At 58.1% G+C, this 24384-nt stretch carries 18 protein-coding genes; 11 read left to right on the top strand and 7 right to left on the bottom strand.

Translation table 11 applies throughout. The features are described from left to right. Nucleotides 1-124: 124 nt before the first annotated feature. The 3 genes from HDF10_RS04605 to HDF10_RS04615 are packed head-to-tail and all read right to left on the bottom strand — an operon-like array spanning nucleotide 125 to nucleotide 3861. Nucleotides 125-1615, bottom strand: coding sequence for a M16 family metallopeptidase (locus HDF10_RS04605; RefSeq protein WP_183810865.1), 1491 nt, complete (start codon nucleotides 1613-1615; stop codon nucleotides 125-127). Then, complete coding sequence (locus tag HDF10_RS04610; RefSeq protein WP_221271404.1) at nucleotides 1612-3222, bottom strand: M16 family metallopeptidase; 1611 nt, start codon at nucleotides 3220-3222, stop codon at nucleotides 1612-1614. The genes HDF10_RS04605 and HDF10_RS04610 overlap by 4 nt, the downstream gene beginning before the upstream one ends. Before the next feature lie 60 nt (nucleotides 3223-3282). Beyond that, nucleotides 3283-3861 (bottom strand): lysozyme family protein, encoded by a 579-nt coding sequence (locus HDF10_RS04615; RefSeq protein ID WP_183810866.1) that lies wholly within the window; start codon nucleotides 3859-3861, stop codon nucleotides 3283-3285. A gap of 479 nt (nucleotides 3862-4340) precedes the next feature. Between HDF10_RS04615 and HDF10_RS04620 the strand changes: the two genes are divergently transcribed. The 7 genes from HDF10_RS04620 to HDF10_RS04650 all read left to right on the top strand — a co-directional run bounded on the left by HDF10_RS04620 (nucleotide 4341) and on the right by HDF10_RS04650 (nucleotide 16357). Then, complete coding sequence (locus HDF10_RS04620; RefSeq protein ID WP_183810868.1) at nucleotides 4341-5513, top strand: ROK family transcriptional regulator; 1173 nt, start codon at nucleotides 4341-4343, stop codon at nucleotides 5511-5513. A 2-nt stretch (nucleotides 5514-5515) separates the two neighbouring features. After that, entirely contained in the window at nucleotides 5516-6766 is a 1251-nt protein-coding gene (locus HDF10_RS04625) for a glycoside hydrolase family 88/105 protein (protein WP_260177608.1), read from the top strand. A gap of 226 nt (nucleotides 6767-6992) precedes the next feature. Further along, nucleotides 6993-9512, top strand: a complete 2520-nt coding sequence (locus HDF10_RS04630) for a 3-hydroxyacyl-CoA dehydrogenase/enoyl-CoA hydratase family protein (protein ID WP_183810870.1) — start codon at nucleotides 6993-6995, stop codon at nucleotides 9510-9512. Nucleotides 9513-9624: 112 nt separating this feature from the next. Further along, nucleotides 9625-10803 (top strand): thiolase family protein, encoded by a 1179-nt coding sequence (locus HDF10_RS04635; RefSeq protein WP_183810872.1) that lies wholly within the window; start codon nucleotides 9625-9627, stop codon nucleotides 10801-10803. Between the two features lie 87 nt (nucleotides 10804-10890). Next, nucleotides 10891-11250 (top strand): hypothetical protein, encoded by a 360-nt coding sequence (locus HDF10_RS04640; RefSeq protein WP_183810874.1) that lies wholly within the window; start codon nucleotides 10891-10893, stop codon nucleotides 11248-11250. Nucleotides 11251-11291: 41 nt separating this feature from the next. Next, nucleotides 11292-13112, top strand: coding sequence for an acyl-CoA dehydrogenase family protein (locus HDF10_RS04645; RefSeq protein ID WP_183810876.1), 1821 nt, complete (start codon nucleotides 11292-11294; stop codon nucleotides 13110-13112). Nucleotides 13113-13435: 323 nt separating this feature from the next. After that, nucleotides 13436-16357, top strand: a complete 2922-nt coding sequence (locus tag HDF10_RS04650; protein WP_183810878.1) for a protease pro-enzyme activation domain-containing protein — start codon at nucleotides 13436-13438, stop codon at nucleotides 16355-16357. A 115-nt stretch (nucleotides 16358-16472) separates the two neighbouring features. Here HDF10_RS04650 and ppk1 read toward each other — a convergent pair whose 3' ends face one another. Further along, nucleotides 16473-18638 (bottom strand): polyphosphate kinase 1, encoded by a 2166-nt coding sequence (ppk1, locus tag HDF10_RS04655; protein ID WP_183810880.1) that lies wholly within the window; start codon nucleotides 18636-18638, stop codon nucleotides 16473-16475. Between the two features lie 162 nt (nucleotides 18639-18800). On the opposite strand from ppk1, the gene HDF10_RS04660 reads away from it, so the two are divergent. From HDF10_RS04660 to HDF10_RS04675, 4 genes are all read left to right on the top strand, one after another. Next, nucleotides 18801-19376 carry an RNA polymerase sigma factor gene (locus HDF10_RS04660; protein WP_183810882.1) on the top strand — a complete coding sequence of 192 codons (576 nt, stop codon included), beginning with the start codon at nucleotides 18801-18803 and terminating at the stop codon, nucleotides 19374-19376. Between the two features lie 10 nt (nucleotides 19377-19386). Further along, the gene (locus HDF10_RS04665; protein ID WP_183810884.1) at nucleotides 19387-19722 is read left to right on the top strand and encodes a hypothetical protein; all 336 of its coding nucleotides are present in this window, start codon (nucleotides 19387-19389) and stop codon (nucleotides 19720-19722) included. Further along, complete coding sequence (locus tag HDF10_RS04670) at nucleotides 19719-19925, top strand: hypothetical protein (protein ID WP_183810886.1); 207 nt, start codon at nucleotides 19719-19721, stop codon at nucleotides 19923-19925. The genes HDF10_RS04665 and HDF10_RS04670 overlap by 4 nt, the downstream gene beginning before the upstream one ends. A gap of 288 nt (nucleotides 19926-20213) precedes the next feature. Then, nucleotides 20214-20549 (top strand): hypothetical protein, encoded by a 336-nt coding sequence (locus HDF10_RS04675; RefSeq protein ID WP_183810888.1) that lies wholly within the window; start codon nucleotides 20214-20216, stop codon nucleotides 20547-20549. A gap of 69 nt (nucleotides 20550-20618) precedes the next feature. Here the strand turns inward: HDF10_RS04675 and HDF10_RS04680 are convergent, their stop codons facing one another. The 3 genes from HDF10_RS04680 to HDF10_RS04690 all read right to left on the bottom strand — a co-directional run bounded on the left by HDF10_RS04680 (nucleotide 20619) and on the right by HDF10_RS04690 (nucleotide 24371). Then, entirely contained in the window at nucleotides 20619-21602 is a 984-nt protein-coding gene (locus HDF10_RS04680) for a COX15/CtaA family protein (protein WP_183810890.1), read from the bottom strand. A 75-nt stretch (nucleotides 21603-21677) separates the two neighbouring features. Next, the gene (gene proC, locus HDF10_RS04685) at nucleotides 21678-22529 is read right to left on the bottom strand and encodes a pyrroline-5-carboxylate reductase (protein ID WP_183810892.1); all 852 of its coding nucleotides are present in this window, start codon (nucleotides 22527-22529) and stop codon (nucleotides 21678-21680) included. 36 nt (nucleotides 22530-22565) lie between these two features. After that, on the bottom strand, nucleotides 22566-24371 hold the full coding sequence (locus HDF10_RS04690; RefSeq protein WP_183810894.1) for a DUF885 domain-containing protein: 1806 nt from the start codon (nucleotides 24369-24371) through the stop codon (nucleotides 22566-22568). Between the last annotated feature and the right edge of the window lie 13 nt (nucleotides 24372-24384).

Here is a 24384-nt window from a genome sequence, read left to right on the forward strand (position 1 = left end):
TCGAGGGTGACAAGTATCGAGTTGCGCTTGGTTGTGTCCTGCCGGACGGGCCCACTTCGCGTGGGGCGGTCACTTCGTGACTTGTGTACCGCTTCGCTTGGTGCTCCCGTTGGTCGCGGGATGTTTATTCGGCTGGCTTGCCGCCTGGTGGGGGTGGGATGGTGATGTCTAGATTCTTTACGGTGCCTAGACCTAGTGTGGCTAGCGACGGCGTGATTTGGGATTCGTTGCCTACAACGATGACGGCGAGTTTGTTGGTGTCGATGTACTTGTTAGCCACGCGGGAGACGTCGGCGGAGGTGACTTTTTCGATGCCGGATTTGTACTTCTCGAGCGTGTCGGCAGGGTAGCCGTAGAAGGCGAGGGTGACTTGCTCGCCTAGCGTTTTGTCGGGCGAGTCGTAGTGGAAGATGAAGGAGTTGAGGACCTGATCCTTCGCTTTGCTGAGCTCGGCGGGGGTGGGTGGTTCGGTCTTGAGGCGGTTGATCTCGGCGAGTAAGGCTTTGGTTGCGGCTACTGTTGTGGCGCTTTTTGTTGCGGCTTCGACGACGAAGATGCCGGGGTGATCGTAGGAGGCGCCGTAGTTGCCTTCGACGGAGTAGGCCAGGCCGAGTTTGGTGCGGACGTCCTGAACGACGCGGGAGCCGAAGCCGCCGGAGAAGACCTGGTTCATGACGGAGAGGGCGTAGTAGTCAGGGTTGCTGCGCTCGGTGCCGAGGCCGACGATGATCACATTGGATTGGTTGACGTCATCTTTGGAGACGAAGTTGACGTTAGGTTTGGGATCGGTGAAGGTGGCTTTGAAGGATTGGAAGCGCTGGCCGCGTGGGATGGGGGCGAAGGCGCCGCGGAGTTTGGCTTCCATGGCGGCGGGGTCGAAGTCGCCTGAGAGGGCGACGATGATGTTGCTGCCGACGACGGTGTGGGTGTGCCAGGCGTTGAGGTCGTCGAGGGTGACGGCGTCTACGGTGGCGTATTCGAGCTCGCGGGCGTAGGGGTTGTGGGGGCCGTAGGCGATCTTTGCGGCCTCGCGGGAGGCGATGCCGTTGGCGTCGTCGTTGCGGCGGGCGATGCCGGTTTCGAGCTGCTGCTTGGCGAGTTGGAGCTTGTCGGCTTTGAAGGTGGGGTGGAGCAGGAGGTCGGTGGTGGAGGCGAAGACTGTGTCGAAGTCGCCTTTGAGGCTGGACCAGGCCATGGAGGTGGAGGCGGTGCCGCCGCTGGTTTCGATGGAGGCGGCTTTGGCTTCGAGGACGTCGTCGAGCTTGTCGCCGTCGATGGTGGCGGTGCCGCTGGTGCGCCAGGTTTGGCCATAGAGGGAGGTGAGGCCGACTTTGGCGTTGGGCTCATCGCGGCTGCCTCCGCGGATGAGGATGGTGCCGTTGATGAAGGGGAGCTCGTGGTCTTCCTGGAGGAAGAGGACTACTCCGTTTTCTAGTTCGATGCGGTGGGGTTGGGCGGGTTTGAAGGCGGGGAGCGGGGGGATGGGGATTTGCTTCCACGGCTGCGCTTGCGTGGTGGGGGCCGCGGGCGCGGCGGTTTGTGCGAGCGCGTTGAGAGTGGTTAGCAGAAATGTAGTGACGGCTGCAGTGAGGACGAGCGAGGAGAGATAGTTCACTTCGTGCCTCCGGCGTTTTGAGCGGTCGGCGCTGGGGGTGCGGTGAGCATGGCTGTTCCTGGTGTTTGTGTTTCCGAAGGTGTTGAGGCTTGCGGGGCTTTGTGTTGGGGTGGGACGAATTCGATTCGTGCGCTGGTTCGGTTGCTGTCGGTGAAGATCTTGTTGGCGACGCGGCGGATGTCGGCTTTGTTGACGGCGTCGATCTTGTGGAGCTGGTTGAAGAGTTCGCGCCAGTCGCCGAAGCGGGTTTGGTACTCGGCCAGTTCGTGGGCGAGGCCTTCGTTGTCGGCGAGGCCGCGGAGAAGGTCGGCGCGGGAGCGGGTCTTGAAGCGTTCGAGCTCGGCGTCGGTGACGTCTTCGTTTTTGAGGCGGTCAAGTTCTTTATGGATTGCGGTGCGCATCTCGTCGGGCGTGTGGCCGGGGAGCGGGACGGCGTAGACGGCGAAGAGGCCGGGGTACTTGTCGCCGGGGAAGCCGCTGAAGCCCTGCGCCTCGGCTGCGATGGACTGGTCGCGGACGAGGGAGCGATAGAGGCGGGCGGTGCGGCCGTTGGAGAAGATGTCGGAGATGGCGTCGTAGGCGTTGTCGTCGGGGTCGAGGTAGTCGGGGCGGTGGTAGCCCTCGATGTAGAAGGGCTGGGTGGCTTCGCGGATGGTGACGGATTTTTCGGCGACCTGTGGGGGCTCGACGGTGGTCATTGGTTCGGGGCGGGGGGCGGCGGGGATGGGGGCGAAGTAGCGCTCGAGGACGGGCATGGTCTCGGAGGCTTTGAGGTCGCCTACGACGGCGATGACGATGTTGGCGGGGACGTAGTATTTTTCGTGGAAGGTGGTGGCCTCGGTGGCGGAGACCTGGCTGATCTCGCTCTCCCAGCCTACGCCGGGGCGGCGGTAGGGGTGGGCGACGTAGGCGGTGGCGAGGAACTCTTCGACCATGCGGCCGACTGGGGAGGAGTCAACGCGCATGCGGCGCTCTTCCTGGACGACATTGCGCTCCTTGTAGAACTCGCGCTCGACGGGATGGGCGATGCGCTGGCTTTCGAGGTAGGCCCAGAGCTCAAGGCGGTTGGAGGGCATGCTCCAGAAGTACTGGGTGGAGTCCTCGGTGGTGCTGGCGTTGATGCCGACGGCGCCGTTCTCTTCGGCGATCTGGGAGAACTGGTTGGGGATGACGTACTTTTGGGCTTCGGCTTGTGCGTCCTGGAAGGCTTTTAGGAGTTGGGCTAGCTTGTCAGGATTTTGGCCGACGCGTTTGCGGTACTCGGCGTCGTAGGCTGCGTAGGCGATCTCGACTTTGGCGAGTGCGATCTTTTCGGCGGGGTAGTCGGTGGTGCCGATCTCGGTGGTGCCCTTGAAGGCCATGTGCTCGAACATGTGGGCGATGCCGCTGGCGCCGTCGGGATCGTCGGCCGAGCCTGCATCGACGAGGGTGTAGAAGCTGAAGACGGGGGCTTCAGGGCGCTCGCAGACGATGAGGGTGAGGCCGTTGGGTAGAACTTTAACGGTGGTGCGCTTTTCGAAGCTTGCGAGGTCCTGCGCTTTGGCTGTGATGCTTAGAGCGATTGCACACACGGCGATCGCGGCGATTCTACTTTTTACTTTTACCAAAAGCCCTCCGCAGACTTTGCGAGTCAAGAGTTCCACTATATCGAAGCCCGGGGCCGGGCTCTATTGCCGGGGGCCGAATATGGCGTTCCAGATTTGACGTATGGAACGCCAGATCCGCTTCAGGAGGGATTCGGCCTCGGCCTGGATGGTGGTGACGACGGCGGAGATGAACTGCTGGCGGGTCCAGTTGTTGCGGGCGGCGCTGGGGCCTCGGCGCAGGCATCGGGCTGCGGCTTCGGCCCAGGAGCCGGACTGGACGGCGGCGATGAGATGGGGGAAGTCTTTGAAGAGTCCGGCGGGGCCGAGGTTGTAGATCATGTCGAGGAGGGCGAGCTTTACGGGGTTGGGGAGGGTGTCGTAGTGGGGGAGGTGGGTGCGGAGGTCGGTTTCGAAGTTGTGGAGGACGGCGGTTAGTTTTGCATCGATGGTTTGCTGGGGGAGTTCGAGGCTGGTGGGGGATTTGTAGAAGGTGGAGGCTCGGGCTTGAGGGAGGGAGTTGACGCGGGTGTATTCAGCGGCGATCTCTTGTGGTGTGGCTGGGCGGGAGCCAAGGACGAAGGGGAGGGATTCGGCGGCTTCGGTGTCGGGCAGCATGAGGCCTACGCCGACGGTGACTTTGCCTACCGTGTCGCGGTACATCCACGGGACGCAGCCTTCGAACTCTTTTAATTTTGCTAGCGATTGCTCTAGGTAGGTCGCCACGATTTTCAGGCTAGCATGAAGGGCTTGGGTTGGGAGAAGAGGCGTCCACGGGGTTTCAGGGGGTGATGAAAGATACCCTCCGAAATGAACGGCGGACCTCATCGGCTAAAGCCACACAATGCAACCAAGGCTCTTGCGGCACGGAGACCCAAGGCTAATGCCTTGGGCTACCAGCTGTGCCCTTAAGCAGGACTTTTAATGGAAATTTCGGGGTGTTTGTATCATTTGCGAGACAATAATTCAAAGTGGCTACAAAATGGTTGACCTCCAGTGATATAAAGACTCGTCGCCAAAGATGTCAAGCGAAGGGCGGCTCGAGAGACATAGGAACGACAGGGCGGCGCTCGAGTTTTGCCCACTTGGTATGTTTTGATATGGTTTCGCCCATTGATTTTATGAGACACGAAAGCTAAACAATGCCCACCACACAAGCGACTCGATTTACCTTTACCCGCAGGCAGAGCGCGTCGAACAAAACGCCACGTCAGATTAACCGGAACCTTGTCTTCAATCTGGTTCGGACCAGGCAGCCGCTTTCGCGCGCCGATCTTGCTCGCGTCTCGGGCCTGCAGCGCAGCACGGTGTCGTTGATTGTGGAGGATCTGATCAAGGAGAAGTGGATTCTGGAGGGCTCGACGGGGCGCCCACCTCGCGGACGCAGGCCGACCTTTCTGGAGCTGAATCATCAGCGTGCTGTGATTGCGCTGGATATTCATCCGTCGCAGACGACGGTTGCGGTGACCGACCTTGGCGGCAAGATTGTGGCGCAGAATGTGGTGGATCTGCCGGAGGATCCGAAGAAGGCGATTCAGCCGATTATTGCGGCGATTCGCAAGCTGATGGCGGCGCATAGCGATAAGTCGTTTGACGGGATTGGGATCAGTCTTCCGGGACGCGCCGATCCGCAGAGGGATGAGCCGATCTTTGCACCGAATCTGAAGTGGCCGATCTCGAGTATCAAGACGCGAATTCAGAAGGCTACGGGGCTGCGGGTTGAGATGGATAACGTTGCGAATGCGTGCGCGCTGTCGGAGGTGTGGTTCGGCGATAGCGATGGACTGCATGACCTGGTGGTGGTGAACGTCTCGGAAGGTATCGGGACGGGGATCTTTGCGAATGGGCAGGTGTTGCGCGGGGCGAACGGGATGGCGGGAGAGTTTGGCCATGTGCAGATGGAGATGAATGGGCCGCGGTGCGGGTGCGGGGGGCGAGGATGCTGGGAGACGGTCAGCTCCAATCGCGCCGGGCTGCGCTACTACGAGGAGATGAGTGGGGCGAGCGCGCCGGCTACCTTTGCGGCGCTGGTGAAGATGGCGCAGTCGCATGACGCCAATGCGGTGAAGGCTCTGGAGAAGATGTCCTTGTTTCTTGGGCGCGGACTGAGGATGATTGCGAATGCGCTGGCTCCGAGCGAGATTGTGGTGGTTGGGGATATTACTGCGGCGTGGTATCTGTTCGGGCCGATTGTTGAGGCGGAGCTGAAACAGAATGCGCTTTCGAAGGCGCCACGGCTGCGGCCGGCGTTTGAAGGAAATACGGCGCGGCTGCGGAGTGCGGTGGCGCTGGTGATGAATGGGAGCCTGGTTTAGGGATGACGATGTTTCTTTTGGACTTTGGGATGCGGTTGCGGGGTGATAGCGGAGCTTCGCGGCCTGGATTGGTGGCAAGAACTTCGCGTGGCTTTGTCCTGGGTGCACTTGTTAGTGCTGGGTCGATGAGTGTGTTTGCGCAGAGTGCTCCGGTGACTCCTGGGGCGAAGGTTGTGCCGGTGGACGGGAACGCGGCGGGAGATGCGCCGGATGATCCAGGGCCGCTGGCGACCGGACTTTCGGCCGAGTTGAAGCCGAAGGCGATCGATGCGGCAATAAAGAAGGTTGCGGATTGGCAGGTCGCTCATGCAGAGGCCCAGTTCAATAAGCAGTGGACGTTTGCTGCGCTCTATGACGGCCTGCTGGCGGCTTCGAAGACGACCGGCGACGCGAAGTATCGTAATGCGGTGCTGCATCTGGCGGAGCGGTCGGATTGGACGCTGCTCGATGCGCGGTTTCCTCATGCCGATGATCAGGCGCTGGGGCAGGCTTATCTGGATCTCTATCGCGAGGATCCGCAGCCGGTGCGGATGGCGGATACGAAGGCGAATATGGATCGGCTGATTGTGCGGGAGGATGATCCGAACAAGCTGCTGTGGTGGTGGTGCGATGCTCTGTTCATGTCGCCACCTGTGCTTTCGCAGATGTATGCGATTACGAATGACCGCAAGTATCTGGACTATATGGATCATGAGTGGTGGCTTACGTCGGGAAGCCTCTACAGCCCTGAGGAGCATCTTTACTTTCGCGACAGCCGGTACTTTACGCAGAAGCAGGAGAATGGCAAGCCGATCTTCTGGTCGCGCGGCAATGGCTGGGTGATGGGTGCGCTGGTGAATGTGTTGAGGATTATGCCAGCGGACTATCCTTCGCGTCCGAAGTATGTGGCGCAGTTTCGCGAGATGGCGGAGAGGCTGGCGGCGATTCAGAGTCCGGATGGATTGTGGCGGTCGGGGCTGCTGGATCCGGAATCTTACGATCTGCCGGAGGTGTCGGGGTCGGCGTTCTTTACGTATGCGATGGCGTATGGGATCAATGAGAAGATTCTCGATCGCAAGACTTACCTTCCGGTGGTGGAGAGGTCTTGGAAGGGAATACTTGGACACATCTATGCGGATGGGCGGCTGGGTTCGATTCAGCCAATTGATGCGCAGCCGGGCAAGTTCAAGCTTTCGGCCAGCTATGTATATGGTGTGGGTGGGTTCCTGATGGCGGGCTCGGAGATGCATCGGCTGGCTGCAACAAAGCACTAGTGGTTGCCAACTGCCGAATTCGAGAAGAAGATTTTCCCTTTGGTGGGTAACTGAATGAAGGTGATCCGCATTGAGAATGCGGGTTCGCGGATGCCTCGACGTTGCGAGGTATCTCATTGGCAATGAATGATTTATCAAATTGAAGGACTGTTTACTTGACGGAATGAATGGTCATTCAGTATGCTTCGCATCGTTCGGGTATTCCTGCCCGCCGGAGCCTTTGACCATGCCTTCCAGCACTATCGAAGCACCCACGCCGCAGAGTTCGGCAAAGCTTAGTCCGTCCAGGGATCACAGACAGATCAGCAAGGTTGCCGTTCTTGGGGCAGGAACAATGGGCTCGCGTATTGCGGCGCACATTGCTAATGCTGGACTGCCGGTGGTCTTGCTGGATATTGTCCCTCCGGGCACGGATGCAAGTGCGTCGAAGCAGGAGCGGAACAAGTTTGTTTTGGCGGCGATGGATGGGTTGAAGAAGTCGAAGCCTGCGGCGTTTTATGCGGTGGAGAGTGCGCGGCTGATCACGATTGGCAACTTCGAGGACGATCTGGCTTTGATCGCGGACTGCGACTGGATCATCGAGGTGGTGGCGGAGAATCTTGAGATCAAGCGCGCACTGCTAGAGAAGGTGCAGCAACATCGTCGCAAGGATTCGATACTTACGAGCAATACGAGCGGGCTGCCGATTCACAAGATTGTGGAAGGGATGCCGATGGAGCTGCGGCGGCATTGGTTTGGAACACACTTCTTCAATCCGCCACGGTATATGCGGTTGCTTGAGGTGATTCAGACTCCGGATACGGATCCGGTAGATATCGCGGCGGTGGAGCACTTCTGCGATCTGCGACTGGGGAAGGCGATTGTTCACTCGCACGATACGCCGAACTTTATTGCGAACCGTATCGGCACGTTTTCGATGGGGAATGCGATTCGGTTGATGCAGGAGCAGGGGCTGTCGATTGAAGAGGTGGATACGTTGACTGGCTCTGCGCTGGGATGGCCGAAGACGGGGACGTTCCGGCTGGGCGATATGGTCGGCGTGGATGTGCTGGCGCATGTGGCTACGAACTTTTCCGCGCAGGCGGAGAAGATTAAGGATGAGCGCGCTGAGGTGAAGCTGGCGCCTTTTATCGGCACGATGCTCGAGAGGAAGTGGCTCGGAGATAAGACGAAGCAGGGATTTTATAAGAAGGAAGGCAAGGACGCGGAGGGGCGCGATCTGCGGCATGTTCTGGACTGGCAGACGCTGGACTATAAGCCGAGCACGCGGCCGAAGTTTCCGGCGATCGAGATGGCGAAGAATGTGGAGTCGACGCCTGCTCGCATTGCGCAACTGCTGAATGCGGATGCGACGAAGGATAAAGCTGCTGCTTTTTACTGGCCGCTGCTGACGGAGTTGTTTACGTACAGCGCGAACCGGGTTCCGGAGATTGCGGACAACATCGTTGAGATCGATCAGGCGATGAAGACGGGGTTCAACTGGGAGCTTGGCCCGTTTGAGATGTTCGATGCTGCGGGTGTGCGGGCTACGACGGAGAAGATGCGTGCTGCGGGTGCGCCGGTTTCGGCGAATGTGGAGAAGCTGCTGGCTTATGCGGAGAAGCATGGGGAGGCTGATCCTACCTGGTACAAGGATGATGCTTCGGTCGCTTCGGGGCGGCTGTTTTTCGATCCGGTCAGCGGGGAGTATAAGCCGGTGGTGACGGCGGAGGGCGTGACCTCGCTGGGGGTGATCAAGAAGGCGAATGGCGTGGTGAAGAAGAACCCGGGCGCGTCGGTCATTGATCTGGGGGATGGCGTGGCGGGGATTGAGCTTCACTCGAAGATGAACGCGTTGGGCGATGACATCGTCAATCTGATTACGCAGACGCTGAAGCCATCGAGCAATATTGTTGGCGACTTCGAGGCTTTTGTTATTACGGGGGACTCGGCTAATTTTTCGGTTGGCGCGAACCTGATGCAGCTTCTTCTTGGGATTCAGGAGGAGGAGTGGGATGAGGTGGAGATGGCGGTGCGCGCATTCCAGAATATGACGCAGGCCATTAAGTTCTGTCCGCGTCCTGTGGTGGTTGCGCCTTATGGGATGTGCCTGGGTGGAGGAGTGGAGATTTCGCTTCATGGCGCTGCGCGTCAGCCGCACTCTGAGCTTTATATGGGTCTGGTGGAGGCTGGTGTGGGGTTGATTCCTGGCGGCGGCGGCTGCAAGGAGATGACGATCCGTTCGGTGGAGGCGGGGTCGAGCATTCGTCCGGATGCTCGTGGCGAGGGCGTGGAGATCTTTGAGGCGCTGAAGAGGAACTTCGAGACGATTGCGATGGCGAAGGTCTCGACCAGTGCGGCGGAGGCTCGTTCGTTCGGGTTCTTCAAGCAGTCGGACAGCGTTACGATGAATCGCGAACGGCTATTGACGGATGCGAAGGCGAAGGCTCGCGCGATTGCCGATGCTGGTTACAGTGCTCCTGCGCCGCGTGCCGACATTGCGGCTCCTGGCGAGAATGCGCTGGCTACGCTGAAGCTGGCGGTGTGGACGATGCGGGAGGGGCAGTACATCTCCGACCATGATGCGAAGATTGCGAACTGGGTGGCGTATGCACTGTGCGGGGGCAAGGTTACGCCGGGGACTTTGGTGGCGGAGCAGTATCTGCTGGATCTTGAGCGCGAGGCGTTTCTGTCGCTGTGTGGAGAGAAGAAGACGCAGGAGCGAATTGCGTTTACGTTGAAGACGGGCAAGCCTTTGCGGAATTAGGAGTTCGTTGTTCGCTGTCAGGTTTGCAGGTTAAAGATAGGTTCATCTACATAAAGATGGGTTCATCTACGATCTTCGGAGTAGATTCGGAGACAGAAGTCGGGAGTTAGTTATGAAAGACGTCGTTATTGCCTCCGCTGTTCGCACCGCCGTTGGGAAGGCTCCTCGCGGCACTCTTCGTACCACCCGGCCGGATGATCTGGCTGCCTTCGTAATCTCTGGTGCGTTGGAGCGTATTCCGCAGCTCGACAAGGCGGAAATTGAAGATGTGATTTTGGGCTGCGCGATGCCTGAGGCTGAGCAGGGGATGAATGTGGCGAAGGTCGCCAGCTTCCGTGCGGGGTTGCCGGTTACGACTGCGGGGATGACGATCAATCGCTACTGTGCTTCGGGGTTGCAGTCGATTGCGCTGGCTGCGGATCGGATTCGCGGCGGGTCTGCGGACTGCATTGTCGCTGGCGGCACGGAGAGCATGTCGTATGTTCCGTTTGGCGGCAACAAGATCTCGGTGAATCCGTGGCTGGTGGAGAACTATCCGGGGTCGTATATGTCGATGGGGCTGACGGCGGAGCGGGTTGCGACTCACTACGGCATTACACGGGAGCAGATGGATCAGTTTTCGTATGAGAGCCATCAGAAGGCTCTGGCTGCGATTGCTGCTGGGAAGTTCGAGGATGAGATTGTTTCGGTTACGGTTACAAACACTGTGCCGAATGGGAAGAAGGCCAAGACGACCGAGTCGACGTTCAAGCAGGATGAGGGGCCGCGTGCCGATACGTCGCTTGAGGCGCTGGCAAAGCTGAAGCCGGTGTTCCATGCGAAGGGGACGGTGACGGCGGGGAACTCGAGCCAGACCTCGGATGGAGCGGCGGCGGCGGTGGTGATGTCGGCCGAGCGGGCTGCGCAGCTTGGCATCAAGCCGATTGGTAAGTTTCTTGCGTTCGCTTATGCAGGGTGCGACCCGGAGGAGATGGGGATTGGGCCCATCCATGCGATTCCCAAGGTGTTGAAGATGGCTGGGCTTTCGATTGGAGATATTGATCTCTTTGAGTTGAATGAAGCTTTCGCGGCGCAGTCTCTGGCGGTGTTGAAGGTGCTGGGGATCGATCCGGCGAAGGTGAATGTGAATGGGGGCGCGATTGCGCTTGGGCATCCGCTTGGCTGCACCGGGGCAAAGCTGACCGCTACGCTGCTGCGGGAGATGCCTCGGCGAAAGGCGAAGTATGGGATTGTGACGATGTGTGTTGGCGGCGGGATGGGAGCGGCTGGGATCTATGAGGCGATGAGTTAGAGAATGCGAACATACTCCAAGTCGGATCGAAGAGCCTGGAGCAGATTGCGTCCAGCGGGCCGGAGTGACTGGCATCAGATTCGAGTAGTGAGTGGATATGTCGCGGTGATTGCGGTGGTTGTCGCAGTAGTTTTCTTTATCAAACACCGGCGCCATCAAGAGATTCAACAACACTGGAAGTGCGCCACAGCCATTGTCGAAGAGGTTCGCCCTGAGGTGATCCAGACCGTGAGCAATGCTAAAGGTGACAGAACGGTGCTGTACGGAGTTTCAATTCTGGCAAAGTATGTCTCGGATGGCGTCGAGCATGAACAATGGGTCACCGTGGAACAACCTCCGGTATCACTCGCTGAAGCAGAGCTGCAGACGTTTCGATGGAAGGGGCAACGGTGTGTTGTTCGATGGAAGGCTGCCAAACCTCAGGAGTTGATTGCTGAAGTGGATTAGTTTGCAATTTTGAGCGCAGAAGCTACAGAAGGAGTAACACCATGGCAACGATGACGACCCCCGACCCGACCACCGCTACCCGCCTCGCTGGTGGCAGCTTTCTTATCAGCGACCCGACGCCTGCGGATTGCTTCTTTCCTGAGGACTTTACCGACGAGCATAAGCAGATTGCGGAGACGACGGCGAACTTTGCGGTCAACGAGATTATGCCTGCGTCCGACTCGATTGAGGCGAAGGATTTTTCGGTTACGAGGCGCCTGTTGAAGGAGGCTGCGGAGCTTGGGCTTACGGCGGTGGATATTCCTGAGGAGTACGGCGGCCTGGAGATGGATAAGGCTACGTCGGCGATCGTCGCGGAGAATATCTCGAAGCAGGCTAGTTTTTCGGTGGCGTTCTCGGCGCATACCGGCATCGGTACGCTGCCGCTGGTCTGGTATGGCAATGCGGAGCAGAAGAAGAAGTATCTGCCAAAGATTGCATCGGGCGAGATTGTGTCGGCGTATGCGCTGTCGGAGTCAACGAGTGGCTCGGATGCGGTGAATGCGAAGACGAAGGCGGTGCTGTCGCCGGATGGGAAGACGTACACGCTGAATGGCGAGAAGATGTGGATCTCGAATGCGGGGTTTGCGGATCTGTTTACCGTGTTTGCGAAGTGCGCGATTCTGGATGGGCCGGATGCAGGGAAGGAGAAGCTTACGGCGTTTCTGATCGAGCGGGGAACGCCTGGTTTCACGCAGGGGAAGGAGGAGCACAAGCTGGGGATTCGCGGAAGTTCGACTTGTCCGCTGATTTTGACCGACTGCGTGATTCCCGCTGGCAATCTGCTGGGGGAGGTGGGGAAGGGCCACCATATTGCGTTCAATATTCTGAATGTGGGGCGGTACAAGTTGGGCAATGCCGCGATTGGCGGCGCTCGGATGGCGCTGAACAATGGGATCCGGTATGCGATCGATCGGAAGGCGTTCGGCAAGTCGATCTCGGAGTTCGGGTTGATCCAGGAGAAGATTGCGAACTGCGCTACGGGCATCTTTGTGGGCGGGGCGGTCTGCTATCGCACGGTGGGGCTGATCGATAAAGCTCTGGCGGGTGTGGATAAGAACGATACGAAGGAGATTCAGAAGCGTATTGAAGACTACGCCGTCGAGTGCTCGATTGTGAAGGTGTGGGCGAGCGAGATGCTGGATATGGTGGTCGATGAGACGCTGCAGATCTTCGCGGGCTATGGCTATGTTGAGGAGTTTCCGGCGGAGCGGGCGTACAGGGATGCCCGGATCAATCGGATCTTCGAGGGGACCAATGAGATCAATCGGCTGATCATTACCGGCTGGCTGATGAAGTCGGCTATGAGCGGGAAGCTGGCGCTGATGCCTGCGATCAAGAAGCTGATGGATGAGGTGATGGCGGGGCCGAGCGAGAAGGTGGAGCGCGAAGGTCCGCTAGGGGAAGAGCGCAACCTGCTGGCGAATGCGAAGAAGTTGACATTGTTTGTCGCTGGGGCTGCGACGCAGAAGTATATGACGCAGATCTCGGACGAGCAGGAGGTGATGGGGGCGATCTCGGACATGATCATCGAGGTGTTCGCGATGGAGAGTGCTATTCTGCGCGCGGAGAAGATTGCGGAAGGGCAGTCGGCGGAGGCTTCGGCTATGCCGGTTGCGATGGCGCAGATCTATGCCGACAAGGCGATGGCTACGGTTGAGCTGTCGGCGCGGAAGGTGATTGCGGCGGTGGCTGAGGGGGATATGCTGCGGACTCAGCTTACGATTCTTCGCCGCCTGTCCAAACATGACTCGGCGGATACGATCAAGCTGCGTCGGCAGGTGGCTCAGCACGTCCTGAAGGCTGGAAGATACAGCATTTAGAATATGTAATTGAAGAGAAGGACCAGCCGACTGATTCTTCGGCTGGTCGTTTTTTGTGTCGGGGATGAGGGGGTCGCAATCGGGACGAGGAGCGATTGGACGTCTGCGGCAGGCTGGCGCGGCTCTCGGCTTCTGCTTTTCTTCCTGAAATGGCACAATCGAAGAGACGAAATAATCTCTTTCCCTCTGTAAACGCAACATTTTCTTTTATCGTCTGTCTAAGCAAGTACCTCAGCCCCACTCTGGTTCGTCGGGCCACTCGATCTTAGTGTGTGGAGCAGCAGGCCACCCGTAACCCGGTAGTAAGGTAGAAGAATATCCCAATGCGCAGCCGCCTTCTCTGTCATCTGATCGCCCCCGTCGCCCTCTTTGCCTTCGCGTTTAGCCATTTTGCTCAGGCAGTAGTCCAGAACCGAATTGCTAGTGCTGCCAACGACGGAGTTCGCACGCCTGTTTCAGGCACAGTTGTGAGTCGGGCGCAGCGTGCGACTGACCTGGGTACTGCTCCAGCCGATAAGAAGCTGGAATCGATGTCGCTGCGCTTCAGTATGACGCCGGCTCAACAGGCCGATCTGACTCAGCTACTTGCGAATCAGTTGAACCCCAGTTCGGCGAGTTATCACCAGTGGCTGACGCCGGAGCAGTTTGGTGCGCGGTTTGGGCTCAGCAGCGCGGACGTTGCGAAGGTCTCCGCCTGGCTTACGAGTCAGGGATTCACGATCACCCGGACGGCCCGCAGCTCTACTTTTATCTCTTTTTCAGGTACGGTTGCGCAGGCACAGCAAGCGTTCGGGACCTCGATTCACAATCTTTCGCTCAATGGGGAAGCTCATTTTGCGAATGTGGCCGATCCGGTCCTTCCGTCTGCGATTGCGGGGGTTGTGACCTCGATTGTTGGGCTCAATGACTTCAAGGCAAAGCCTCATTCGCGCGCGCGGAATGTTTCCTCGATCGATCCATCGCAGCCCCACTACACGCAGACTGTGAGCGGAGTTACGAGTCATTACATCTCGCCCGCTGACTTCTACACGATCTACGACGAAAATCCTCTGCTTACCGCTTCCACACCGATCAATGGCACGGGTGTGACGATTGCTGTGATGGGAAATACGAATCTTAATTCAGGCAACGTTCTTCCGGACGCGAATGTGGCCCAGTTTCGTACGGCGGCTGGCCTACCGGCGATCAATCTCAAGCTGCAGTCCGCGATTCCTGCAGGTGGCTCGGATGCTGGAGTCTCGGCGGCCGATGTTGATGAAGCCCATCTCGATGTGGAGTGGTCTAGTGCGGCCGCTCCCGGAGCCACGATTCTTTATGTTTACAGCAGCAATAACATCTTCGCGGATTCTCTGACTTACGCCATCGACAACAAGGTTGCTCCGATTATTACGATCAGTTATGGCTTGTGCGAGAGCGGTTGGGGAACCGCTATGCTGGCGAGCTACAACAGTCTACTGGCGCAGGCGAACGCGCAGGGGCAGACCGTAGTCAGTTCATCTGGCGATGCCGGTGCTACCGACTGCGACGTGACCGGTCTTGCGACAGAGGGGCTTAACGTTGACTTTCCTTCCAGCTCTCCCTATGTCACCTCTGCAGGCGGGACGATGTTCAGCGGGGATGTGAATGATTCCGCCCAATACTGGAATAGCAATAATGCGAGCAACGGTGGATCTGCGCTCTCCTACATCCTAGAGCAGCCCTGGAACGAAACCTCGGGGTCGGGGGGACTCACCGCGGGGGGTGCAGGGGGTGGCGGTGCCAGCGCCTTCTTTTCAAAACCAGGGTGGCAGACAGGCTTAGGTGTCCCCAACGACTCTTCCCGGGATCTTCCAGATATTTCTCTCAATGCGGCAGCTCTGCATGATGGTTACCTGGTCTGCAGCTCCGGGGACGGACAAGGGGAGACTCCCTGTGTCAATGGCTTCCTCTCGTCTAATGGTCAACCGAACGTGTTTGGCGGGACCTCGTTTGTTGCACCCTCCTTCGCCGGAGTTCTTGCTCTTGTCGAACAGCAACTCGGTTCCGCGGCGACGGGTGGACTTGGAAATATTGGCCCGACCCTCTATGGCTTTTTGAATGGCCCAACCTACAGTACCGTCTTTCATGACACCATTGCCGGAAGCAACCAGGTCACTTGCACGCAAGGAACGCTGGACTGCCCGAACGGAGGAGCGATCGGCTACTACGCAACACCTGGTTATGACCTGGCTATGGGCCTCGGCAGCTTCGACATCAATTCTCTGGTTACGGGCTGGAGCGGCGTGAAGCCAGTTGGCACGGGTGGCAGCGGAATCGGGACGAGCATCAGTACGACGGCGCTCACCACCAGCTCTTCTCTCTGTGCTGTGTCGGCGGGCACTCTAGCGCTTAATGTCGCTGTGACAGGAACTGCCTCTGGTCCAACGCCGGCAGGCTCGGTTCAGTTTTTTGTCGATAATGTCGCTGTGGCAGGTGGCACTGTCACCCTGTCGGGCGGAACCGCGAGCTATAGTCTTGTTACGTCTTCGCTCTCTTCCGGTGGTCACACTATCAGCGCGGTCTACTCCGGTGATGGCAACTACGTGGGTTCCAAAGGGACCCTCCTTGGACCAAACATCAACGCTGCCTTTTATCCAAACGGGCCGATTGCTTCGGTTGATATCGTCTCCTCGTCTTCGGGTAAACCCGATTTCTCGTTCGCCCCTGCGACCTGTGGCGCGACGACGTCTGTACAGCCGGGGGCTACGGCAGCGGGGGTTACCTTTACGATCACACCGGTCAATGGATTTACGGGCTCGGTCAGTCTGACTGCGACCAACGATGATGGAATGGTTGCGACGCCTAGTTTTTCCGTTACTCCAGTTTCGATCACTACTTCGGCAGGAGTAACCACTTCGTTTGTCGTTGTAGCATCTGCGAAGACGACTGCCGCAAAGTCGATCCGACCTGGACTGAGGCCTTCTGGTCGAGGCCCGGCGGATAGGATGCCATGGTATGCCGCTGGCTCTGGAGCTACGCTTGCTGGATTGTGTCTCCTGATGTTGCCACGTCGTCGCCGCTGGGGTGCTCTGCTTGCCGCTGTGATTACGATTTCGGCTCTGACAGCGGTCGGATGCGGATCTAATACCTCGACCACTGGTGGAGGCGGCGGGACTACACCACCGGCTGGGACAACAAATGCTTCCAAGGGCACCTATACGTTTACGGTTACCGCAATAAGCGGCACCTTGGTGCATAGCGCGCAGATTGCATACGTCGTACCGTAATAAGAGCGGTTGTGATTTTCTGGCCGCGCTCTGGAAGGCGCAGCCTTTTCTTGAAAAGTGTTTTTCGGAATATCCCAGACGACGCGGGTGTCTGGGTGCGTCAGACCGGGACGCCCTAGTGGGCTGTGATCTTTTCGTGTTTTGCAGTTTCGGGAACCTTCTCCTCCGCCCCTTCGGCAATCCGCATCAGATAGTTTTGCGCGCTGAACGGAGCTCCTGTCGACGGTGCCCGTTCATACTCACCATCCGACCGCAGGAGCCGTGCTTTTGTGTTGTCCGCCAGATAGGCGGCGAGAATCTCTTCGCGCAGCCGCTTGTGAATGTCTGGCTGGGTTATCGGAAATACTACCTCGCATCGCTCAATAAGATTTCGGGGCATCCAGTCGGCGCTTCCACAGTAGATCTCTTCCTTGCCGCCGTTTGCGAAGCAGAAGATGCGGCTGTGTTCAAGAAAGCGTCCGACAATGCTTCGCACTCGGATTCTCTCGCTCACGCCCTTGACGCCAGGCCTGAGGGAACACATGCCGCGGACGATCAGGTCGATCTCTACGCCAGCGGTTGAAGCCGCGTACAGGGCCTCTACCGTTCGCCGATCGAGCAGGCCGTTCATCTTGGCGATGATCGACGCCGGACGACCAGCCTTGGCATGTGCCGCCTCTCTTTCGATGAGGGCAACCAAGCCATCCGCGAGTGTCAACGGTGCTACCAGCAATGGCTTATAGGCTTCCGACTCAGTTTCGGCGGTGAGATAGTTGAAGACCTTCTGTACCTCACTCGTTAGCTCCGGCTTCGAGGTCAGGAGGCTGATATCGGTGTAAAAGCGCGCGGTTACCGGGTTATAGTTTCCTGTCCCGAGGTGTACGTACCGCCGCACCACGCCGTCCGGATCGCGGCGTACCAGAAGAGACAGCTTGCAGTGGGTCTTCAATCCGAAGATGCCGTGAAAGACACCGACGCCTGCATCCTCCAGCTCTCGTGCCCATCGGATGTTGGAGTCTTCGTCGAAGCGCGCCATGAGCTCAACGACGACGGTCACCTCTTTACTCTGTCCAGCCTCGGTAAGAGCCGTGAAGATGGGCGAATCTTTGCTTGTGCGATAGAGGGTCTGCTTCATCGAGATCACGCTGGGATCCTGCGCTCCGGCCTCGATGAACTCTTCCACGGTCTTGTACGAATCGAAGGGATGATGCAACATCACATCGCGCTTTCGCATCTCGTCGAAGATATCGGTGCACTTTGCGCTGAGTTTGAACTCTTTCGCCACGAATGCCGGATACTTCAGCTGGGGCCGCTTCACTTCGGAGTAAAGGTTCATCAGGCGCGATAGATTCACGGGTCCGTCTGTCCTGAATACCTGCTCCGGCTCGAGCTCGAAGTTGATCCGGAGCCGCTCGACCATCTCTTCGACCGCCGAGCTTTCAATCTCCATACGGACGGCGTCGCCCTTTCGCCGATTATGTAACTCAGCGCGAACACTTTCCAACACGGAGCGGGATTCCTCTTCCTGCATGTAGAGATTGCTGTTGCGGGTGACGCGAAACGCTGATCGGGACAGGACCTCGTATCCTCGGAACATCCGCTCCACTTGAGACTCCACCAACTCATGCAACAGGATGAAATCGCAGTTGCCGTCTGTACTCTTAAGCGGGACCAGACGTGGAAGGGCGCGAGGTACGGTCACGACACCCAAGGCCGTCGCCGCCTTTACTCCGCGCCGCTTGTGCTTCAGCAGGAGACCGATGCAGAGCGCCTTATTGAGCACCCTGGGAAAAGGGTGGGAAGGATCGATGGTCACCGGGGTCAGCAAGGGGTCGACCTCATCCTCATAGAAGTCCAGCGCCTGCTTTCGTGCCGCGTCGCTTAGCTGGTTCCAGCGCAGTACGCGAATCTTTGCTGCATGCATCGCGGGCAGGAGCTGCTCATTCCAGCATCGGTACTGTGCCTCGACGAATTGATGAATCCGCACCATCAACCCGTCGAGTCGTTCCTGCGGGGTGAGTCCGCCCTCGTCTGGCGGTTGGGCGAGATTGTAACCATCCTCGATTCGTTGGAGGAAGCCGGCGACTCTAATCTCCACGAACTCATCGAGGTTGCTGGCGGTAATCGCGAGGAACTTTACCCGTTCGAGCAGCGGGTTGGTCTCGTCCTGCGCTTCTTCGAGCACGCGCTGGTTGAACCGCATCCAGGACTCGTCGCGGCTGAAAAAGAGATTTTCGACCGCCTTCGCGGCGGTTTTCCTGGCGCTGGCTGGGCTTCCGGTAGTTCGCTTCGTAGCAGTCATAGAGGTCTAAAAGATTACCGCAACCGTGTGAATCCTAAGTATGAACAACAGTGAAATATCGGCGGCGTCGCTTAGGTGGCGGTCGCCAGCGCCGCAAAAGGCCGGAAAACAAATCCTGGCCACCGTAAAATATTTGTTGGCCTTATCCGTCTACACCTGTAGATGACGGAAGTTCCGGGCAATTGGAGCATTATCGAGCAAGACCGGCTGATCTCTCAGGCGTTGGAGAGAGACCGGCCCAGGCTGCGCAGTTTCATCCGTAAGCATGTCGCCGACACGGGCGAGGCGGAGGACATTCTTCAGGACGTCTTCTACGAACTTCTTGAGGCTTATCGCCTGATGAAGCCAGTAGAGCATGTGACGGCGTGGCTCTTTCGCGTGGCTCGTAATCGGATGGTCGATCTCTTCCGTAGAAATAAGCCTACCTCGCTCAACAGTCCGGCGTCGGTTGAAGAGGATGGCGGCACATTGGAAGACCTGCTTCCTTCGGCCGATGCCGGGCCAGAGGCAGTTTATGCAAGGAGTCTACTGCTCGAAGCATTGGAAGAAGCTCTTGAAGAGTTGCCGGAGGCGCAGCGTGAGGTTTTCATTGCACATGAGTTGCAGGGGCAGAGCTTCAAAGAGATATCGGCCGAAACCGGTCTTAGCGTCAACACGCTGCTCTCGCGAAAGCACTATGCAGTTACACACCTGCGTCAGAGGCTGCAGTTGATCTACGAAGATTTCGTTAAGAAATAAGGAGTCAGACATGAGGCATCATCCAGTAAGTAAAGCAGTAAAGATCGCACTCTTCGCCGTGGTTGCCAGCGTCGTGCTGGGCTTTGTGGTCAAGAGTCTATGGAATGCACTTATGCCACCGATCTTCGGATGGCACATGATCACCTTCTGGCAGGGGCTTGGTTTGTTTGTGCTCAGCAAGATTCTCTTTGGCGGCTTTCATCGTCACGGCGGAGGCCGCAACCGATGGAGACAGGGCATGAAAGAACGCTGGGAGCAGATGACTCCAGAAGACCGCGAGAAGTTTCGCAAGGGGATGCGTTGCGGCCGTGGGCCCTTCGCCTCGCACGCGGAGACGCAGATATGAACGAGATGGAAACAAGCCGCATCGAGAGTGGAGAAGAGATAGAGCCTGGCGGACGTATGAAGTCTTCTTCTTCGATTCATAGTCGACAATCTGCCGCTGACTTCAAGGACCGAGTTGGCGAGCTTGAGGTGGAGAACGCTCGTCTTCATCGGCTGGTCGCGGAGCTTTTGATCAAGAACCAGCAGCTCCGCAGATCGGACTAAGAAAATAAGGCGTTTGTGTTTGCGCTCACGGGGCGTTTAGTTCTTCTTCAAGTGTCTGTATAGCCTCTCGAACGCTGCAAATATACAATAGCTGTAGCCTCATGACTCAATCAGCGTGCCTATTCGACACTGCCCTGGCTCTTATACGGTTCGCCTCATGGGGAGGGTCCGAGAGCGAGATGTCGTGTCTTTTATGAATCGCTTTTCCTGAACCGATACTCTATCTAATAATAGGTTTATTCAAACTCAAGGAGACATATGCAAGTTAGAAAACTAGGATCTTTCATTTTGGCGTCTGCGCTCGCCGTATCCACGTCAGCCGGCTTTGCCCTCGCTCAGGATAGCGTCGGTCACGATCTGAAGGCTGCGGGAACCGACACCAAAGACGCAACCAAAGATACAGGCCACGCCATCGCCAAGGGATCCGAGAAGACTGCCTCCGGCACGAAGAAGGTCTATCACAAGACCGTCAAGGGGACGAAGACAGCCGCCGATAAGACGGCTGATGGAACCAAGACCGTTGGCAAAGATATTGGTCATGGCACCAAGACCGCGGCCAAGGACACGGCCCACGGAACCGAGAAGGTCGGCGATAAGATCGCGGGTAAGCCTACTCCGCAGTAATTTTCCGCGCGCCTACCGAGCTACCTCTTTGAGCCTTTGCTTTGTCGGCGGGGCTCAGAGAGGTGTGTCTTAATTTGCTCTATAGACTCTGCTCGATATCTGGTTCGGCCACACTATCGACGTCGCCAGCACTACGAGAGCTACCCAGTAGAGATCTGCTCCCAGTAGATGCAGAATCTGCATCCAGACGGGAGCCAGCAGCAGGACATCCGCGAGCCCTAACGCGAACTGGAAGCAGAGGAGGGACAAGACAATCCCTGCGGTTCGACCTGCGCCCGCTCGCCTGGCCTGAGCCACTAGCCAGAGCACGAATGCTGCTGCAATGACAGCGCTGACCGGATGTACGCCTCGCAGCCGCAGGAGCCACGGCGAGTTTGGTGCAAAGTCCTGAGCGAATGCTGCACGCAACGAAGAAGCAGGGAACAGCGTATCTCCCAATGCCGCGAGCGATCCGCTAACCCCAACGATCAGCGTGGCCCCAAGGCCCAGGAGTGCCCACAGTTTTCTTGTTGCGCTTCCGCTGAACTCGGTCCATCGCTGTCCTGTCCCGAGCAGCCGCGCGGTAAGGGTCAGCGCGGCGAGAAGCAGCAGAGTATTGCTGAGGTGAATGGAGAGCACTACCACTCGCCCCACAGACTGATTGCCGGTCACATATCCCAGCTTCACCAGCAGCGCACCGAGGAACGCCTCGTTTAGCAGCAAGACCATGGACACGACGGCGAGGGTTCGTGCTGCCTGCCCTTTGAGGGTTCCGCGAAACGTCCAGATCAGTAGGCCAATGATGAGAAATGTCGAACCGCCGGTCATGCACCGATGGGTGAACTCAATGATGGTGTCGATACGCGGCGACAGTGGAATAACCTGCCCATTGCAGAGCGGCCAGTGGTTTCCGCATCCGGCGCCAGAGCCGGTGGCCCGTACCAGCGCTCCCCAAAGGATCACTAGCACGTTGTAGCCGACCACGACCCAGGCAAACCGCACCAGCGCTCGCGAGACTTCGAGCCTTGTCGTTGTCGAACTGTCCGGCGTCTTTACCGCCCCAGCCGTAGCCATATCGTTATTCTACGCAGCTTTGACGCCGCCGTTTCAAAGCATGGCGCTGGGCTTCTTTGCCGGAAGGAGATAGAGCTAGCCGTTCGCTAACTCTTTTGCACGCTGGGTTGCCCGCTTTACTGCTTTGATCAGAGTTACGCGGAGGCCACCCTCTTCGAGTTCCAGAATGCCGTCTACCGTACACCCGGCGGGGGTGGTCACGGCGTCCTTGAGTAGCGCGGGATGATATCCCGTCTCGAGCACCATCCTGGCGGAGCCTAGTGTCGTCTGTGCCGCGAGCAGGGTCGCTACATCGCGCGGCAGCCCAACGTTCACTCCGGCTTCGGCGAGGGCCTCGATGATGATGTAGAGGAATGCCGGCCCAGAGCCTGAGAGGCCTGTAACGGCATCCATGTGTTTTTCGTCGACGACAACTGTGCGGCCGACTGTCTGGAAGATCTTCTGCGCTACCGCCATCTGTTCGGCCGAGACGAAACGGCCGCTGCAGAGCGCCGTAATCCCCGCAGCCAGCATCGCTGGGGTGTTCGGCATTGCGCGGATCACAGCAAGTTCGCATCCTGCTCCCTCTTCGATGCTTCGAGTCTTTACAGAGGCTGCAAACGACAGCACGGTCTTCTTCGGAGTCAGCGCCGGCTTGATCTCTTCTATCAGCGCAGGGACTTGTGTGGGCTTTACTCCGAGCAGAATCACATCTGCCTGCTGCGCTGCGGCAAAATTGTCTGTTGTCACCTCGACGCCAAACTGTGCAGACAGAGCCTGCGCTCGCTCCGCATGCTGGACTGTAGCAAAGATCTGCTCCGGCGCAAGCAGGTTGTTCTTCAAGAAGGCCTGCAGCAGAATGCCGCCCATCTTTCCTGCGCCTAATACCGCTACCCGCAACCCCGGCATTACCGGAGCCGGAACCATCACTTCATAGCTCTCGCTCATCTCCAAAGGCTATCAGAGTGGGCTTTTTCTACGCAGCTACTTCTTCTGCGTGGCGATCCAGGCGTCAATGCGCTGCTCCAGTACGTCCATCGGCAGTGCGCCGGAGTCGAGTACCTCATCGTGAAACGCCTTTATGTCGAACTTCGGACCCAGGGCTGTCTTTGCGCGCTCCCGCAGCTCGAGGATCTTCAGCTGACCCATCTTGTAGCCCAGTGCCTGCGCCGGCCATGCGATGTAGCGATCGACCTCGGACTGGATGTTGGTCTCGTCGATGGCGGAGTGGTCGTGGAAGTAGTCGACCATCTGCTGGCGCGTCCAGTGCTGGGAGTGCACGCCGGTGTCGACGACCAGCCGGATCGCGCGCCAGATGTCGGCTTCTAGCCTTCCATAGTCGCTGTACGGATCCTTGTAGAACCCGACGTCCTTGCCGAGCCGTTCGCTATAGAGGCCCCAGCCTTCGGTGTAGGCCGTGTAGTAGGTGTACTTTCGAAACTCCGGAATGCCGGTAAGCTCCTGCGCGATGGAGATCTGGAGATGGTGTCCGGGAATTCCTTCGTGATAGGAGACTGCTTCGACGGGGGCTAGCGAGCGCTCCGCGAAGTTGTACTGATTCACATAGACCCGGCCGGGCCTGCTGCCATCGGGCGTGCCATTGTCATAGTAGGCAGCGGACTGATCCTTTTCCATGTATGCGGGTACGGGGACGATCTCCAATGGAGCCTTCGGGAGACGGCCGAACAGATCAGGCAGCTTCGGTTTCATGCCGGCGATGTAACCCTTGTAGTCTTCGATGAGGGCTTCGGGAGAGGCTGGATGTTCCTTCGGATTTGTCTTGAGTGCGGCGCTGAAGCTCTTAATGTCGGAGAAGCCAAGGCTCTTCACGATGGCCAGCATCTCGGTCTCGTCGCGCTTCACCTCGTCGAGCCCAATCTGATGGATCTCCGCGGCGGACTTGCTCAATGTGGTGCTCTGCCTGATGCGAAACGCATAGTAAGCCTCACCATCGGGCAGCGCAGAGGCGCCAATCTCCTTGCGAGATTTCGGAATGTACTCGGCCTTCAGGAATCCGGCGAAGCGCTTGTACGATGGCAGGACGTCGGTGGAGATCGCATCAAGCATCTCCGAGGAAATTCGCTTCTGCTCTGCTGCGCTTACCGTCTTGGGGAATTTCTTGAGAGGCTGGGCAAACGGGCTCTCCTCCGGCTTCTGATTCGCGAGCGCCAGAGTCTGCACCAGCACCTTCTCCATCAGATACTGGACCTGAACACGGCTTTCGTCGGCGCCAAGCTGCATGTTGGTCATGATCTGCGAGAAGGCATTGGGAACTTTTTTGAGCCGCGTGATGTAGTCGTCGTAGTCTTTGACCGAGTCGAACTGCAGCCGGTCTGGAAGCTGCGGAAGCTCGGTGTGAAAGCCGTAGAACTGATTGACGGGCATCTCCCACTCTTTGAATTTTGCAGCCTCCTGCTGCTCGATCAACTGACGCAGCATCAGATCCGCTGAGAGCTTTTCCTGGTCTGTGAGGCCGGTGGTATCGATCTCCGAAAGCTTCTGAAGGTAGTCGCGTCCACGGGCCAGGGCAGCGTTCAACGCCTGGGTCGAGTAGTCTGTCAGTTGATCGTTATAGCGTTTATCGCCGATCGAGGAGGCAAACTCGGGCGAGTGCTTGAGCCGGTCCTCCCAGATCTGGGTAAAAAGCGTAGACAATGCTTTGCTCTGCGCTGCAGCGGATGTGGCGACTGGCGTCGCAGCTGTCGCCTGACCCTGCACCACCTTTGGCGCTACGCTGAAACAACAGACTAGTACCCACCCGCTCACGCGGCTTCGCCACAATCTCGTCATACTCTGTCCTCAA

The organism is Tunturiibacter empetritectus (assembly GCF_014201375.1).
GTDB lineage: Bacteria > Acidobacteriota > Terriglobia > Terriglobales > Acidobacteriaceae > Edaphobacter > Edaphobacter lichenicola_D.

Excerpts from the sequence above, each read along its gene's own strand:
- HDF10_RS04615 (WP_183810866.1), bottom strand. The coding sequence starts at position 3,861 with ATGTACCGCGACACGGTAGGCAAAGTCACCGTCGGCGTAGGCCTCATG.
- HDF10_RS04620 (WP_183810868.1), top strand. The coding sequence starts at position 4,341 with ATGCCCACCACACAAGCGACTCGATTTACCTTTACCCGCAGGCAGAGC.
- HDF10_RS04625 (WP_260177608.1), top strand. The coding sequence starts at position 5,516 with ATGACGATGTTTCTTTTGGACTTTGGGATGCGGTTGCGGGGTGATAGC.
- HDF10_RS04630 (WP_183810870.1), top strand. The coding sequence starts at position 6,993 with ATGCCTTCCAGCACTATCGAAGCACCCACGCCGCAGAGTTCGGCAAAG.
- HDF10_RS04635 (WP_183810872.1), top strand. The coding sequence starts at position 9,625 with ATGAAAGACGTCGTTATTGCCTCCGCTGTTCGCACCGCCGTTGGGAAG.
- HDF10_RS04645 (WP_183810876.1), top strand. The coding sequence starts at position 11,292 with ATGGCAACGATGACGACCCCCGACCCGACCACCGCTACCCGCCTCGCT.
- HDF10_RS04650 (WP_183810878.1), top strand. The coding sequence starts at position 13,436 with ATGCGCAGCCGCCTTCTCTGTCATCTGATCGCCCCCGTCGCCCTCTTT.
- ppk1 (WP_183810880.1), bottom strand. The coding sequence starts at position 18,638 with ATGACTGCTACGAAGCGAACTACCGGAAGCCCAGCCAGCGCCAGGAAA.
- HDF10_RS04660 (WP_183810882.1), top strand. The coding sequence starts at position 18,801 with ATGACGGAAGTTCCGGGCAATTGGAGCATTATCGAGCAAGACCGGCTG.
- HDF10_RS04665 (WP_183810884.1), top strand. The coding sequence starts at position 19,387 with ATGAGGCATCATCCAGTAAGTAAAGCAGTAAAGATCGCACTCTTCGCC.
- HDF10_RS04670 (WP_183810886.1), top strand. The coding sequence starts at position 19,719 with ATGAACGAGATGGAAACAAGCCGCATCGAGAGTGGAGAAGAGATAGAG.
- HDF10_RS04680 (WP_183810890.1), bottom strand. The coding sequence starts at position 21,602 with ATGGCTACGGCTGGGGCGGTAAAGACGCCGGACAGTTCGACAACGACA.
- proC (WP_183810892.1), bottom strand. The coding sequence starts at position 22,529 with ATGAGCGAGAGCTATGAAGTGATGGTTCCGGCTCCGGTAATGCCGGGG.
- HDF10_RS04690 (WP_183810894.1), bottom strand. The coding sequence starts at position 24,371 with ATGACGAGATTGTGGCGAAGCCGCGTGAGCGGGTGGGTACTAGTCTGT.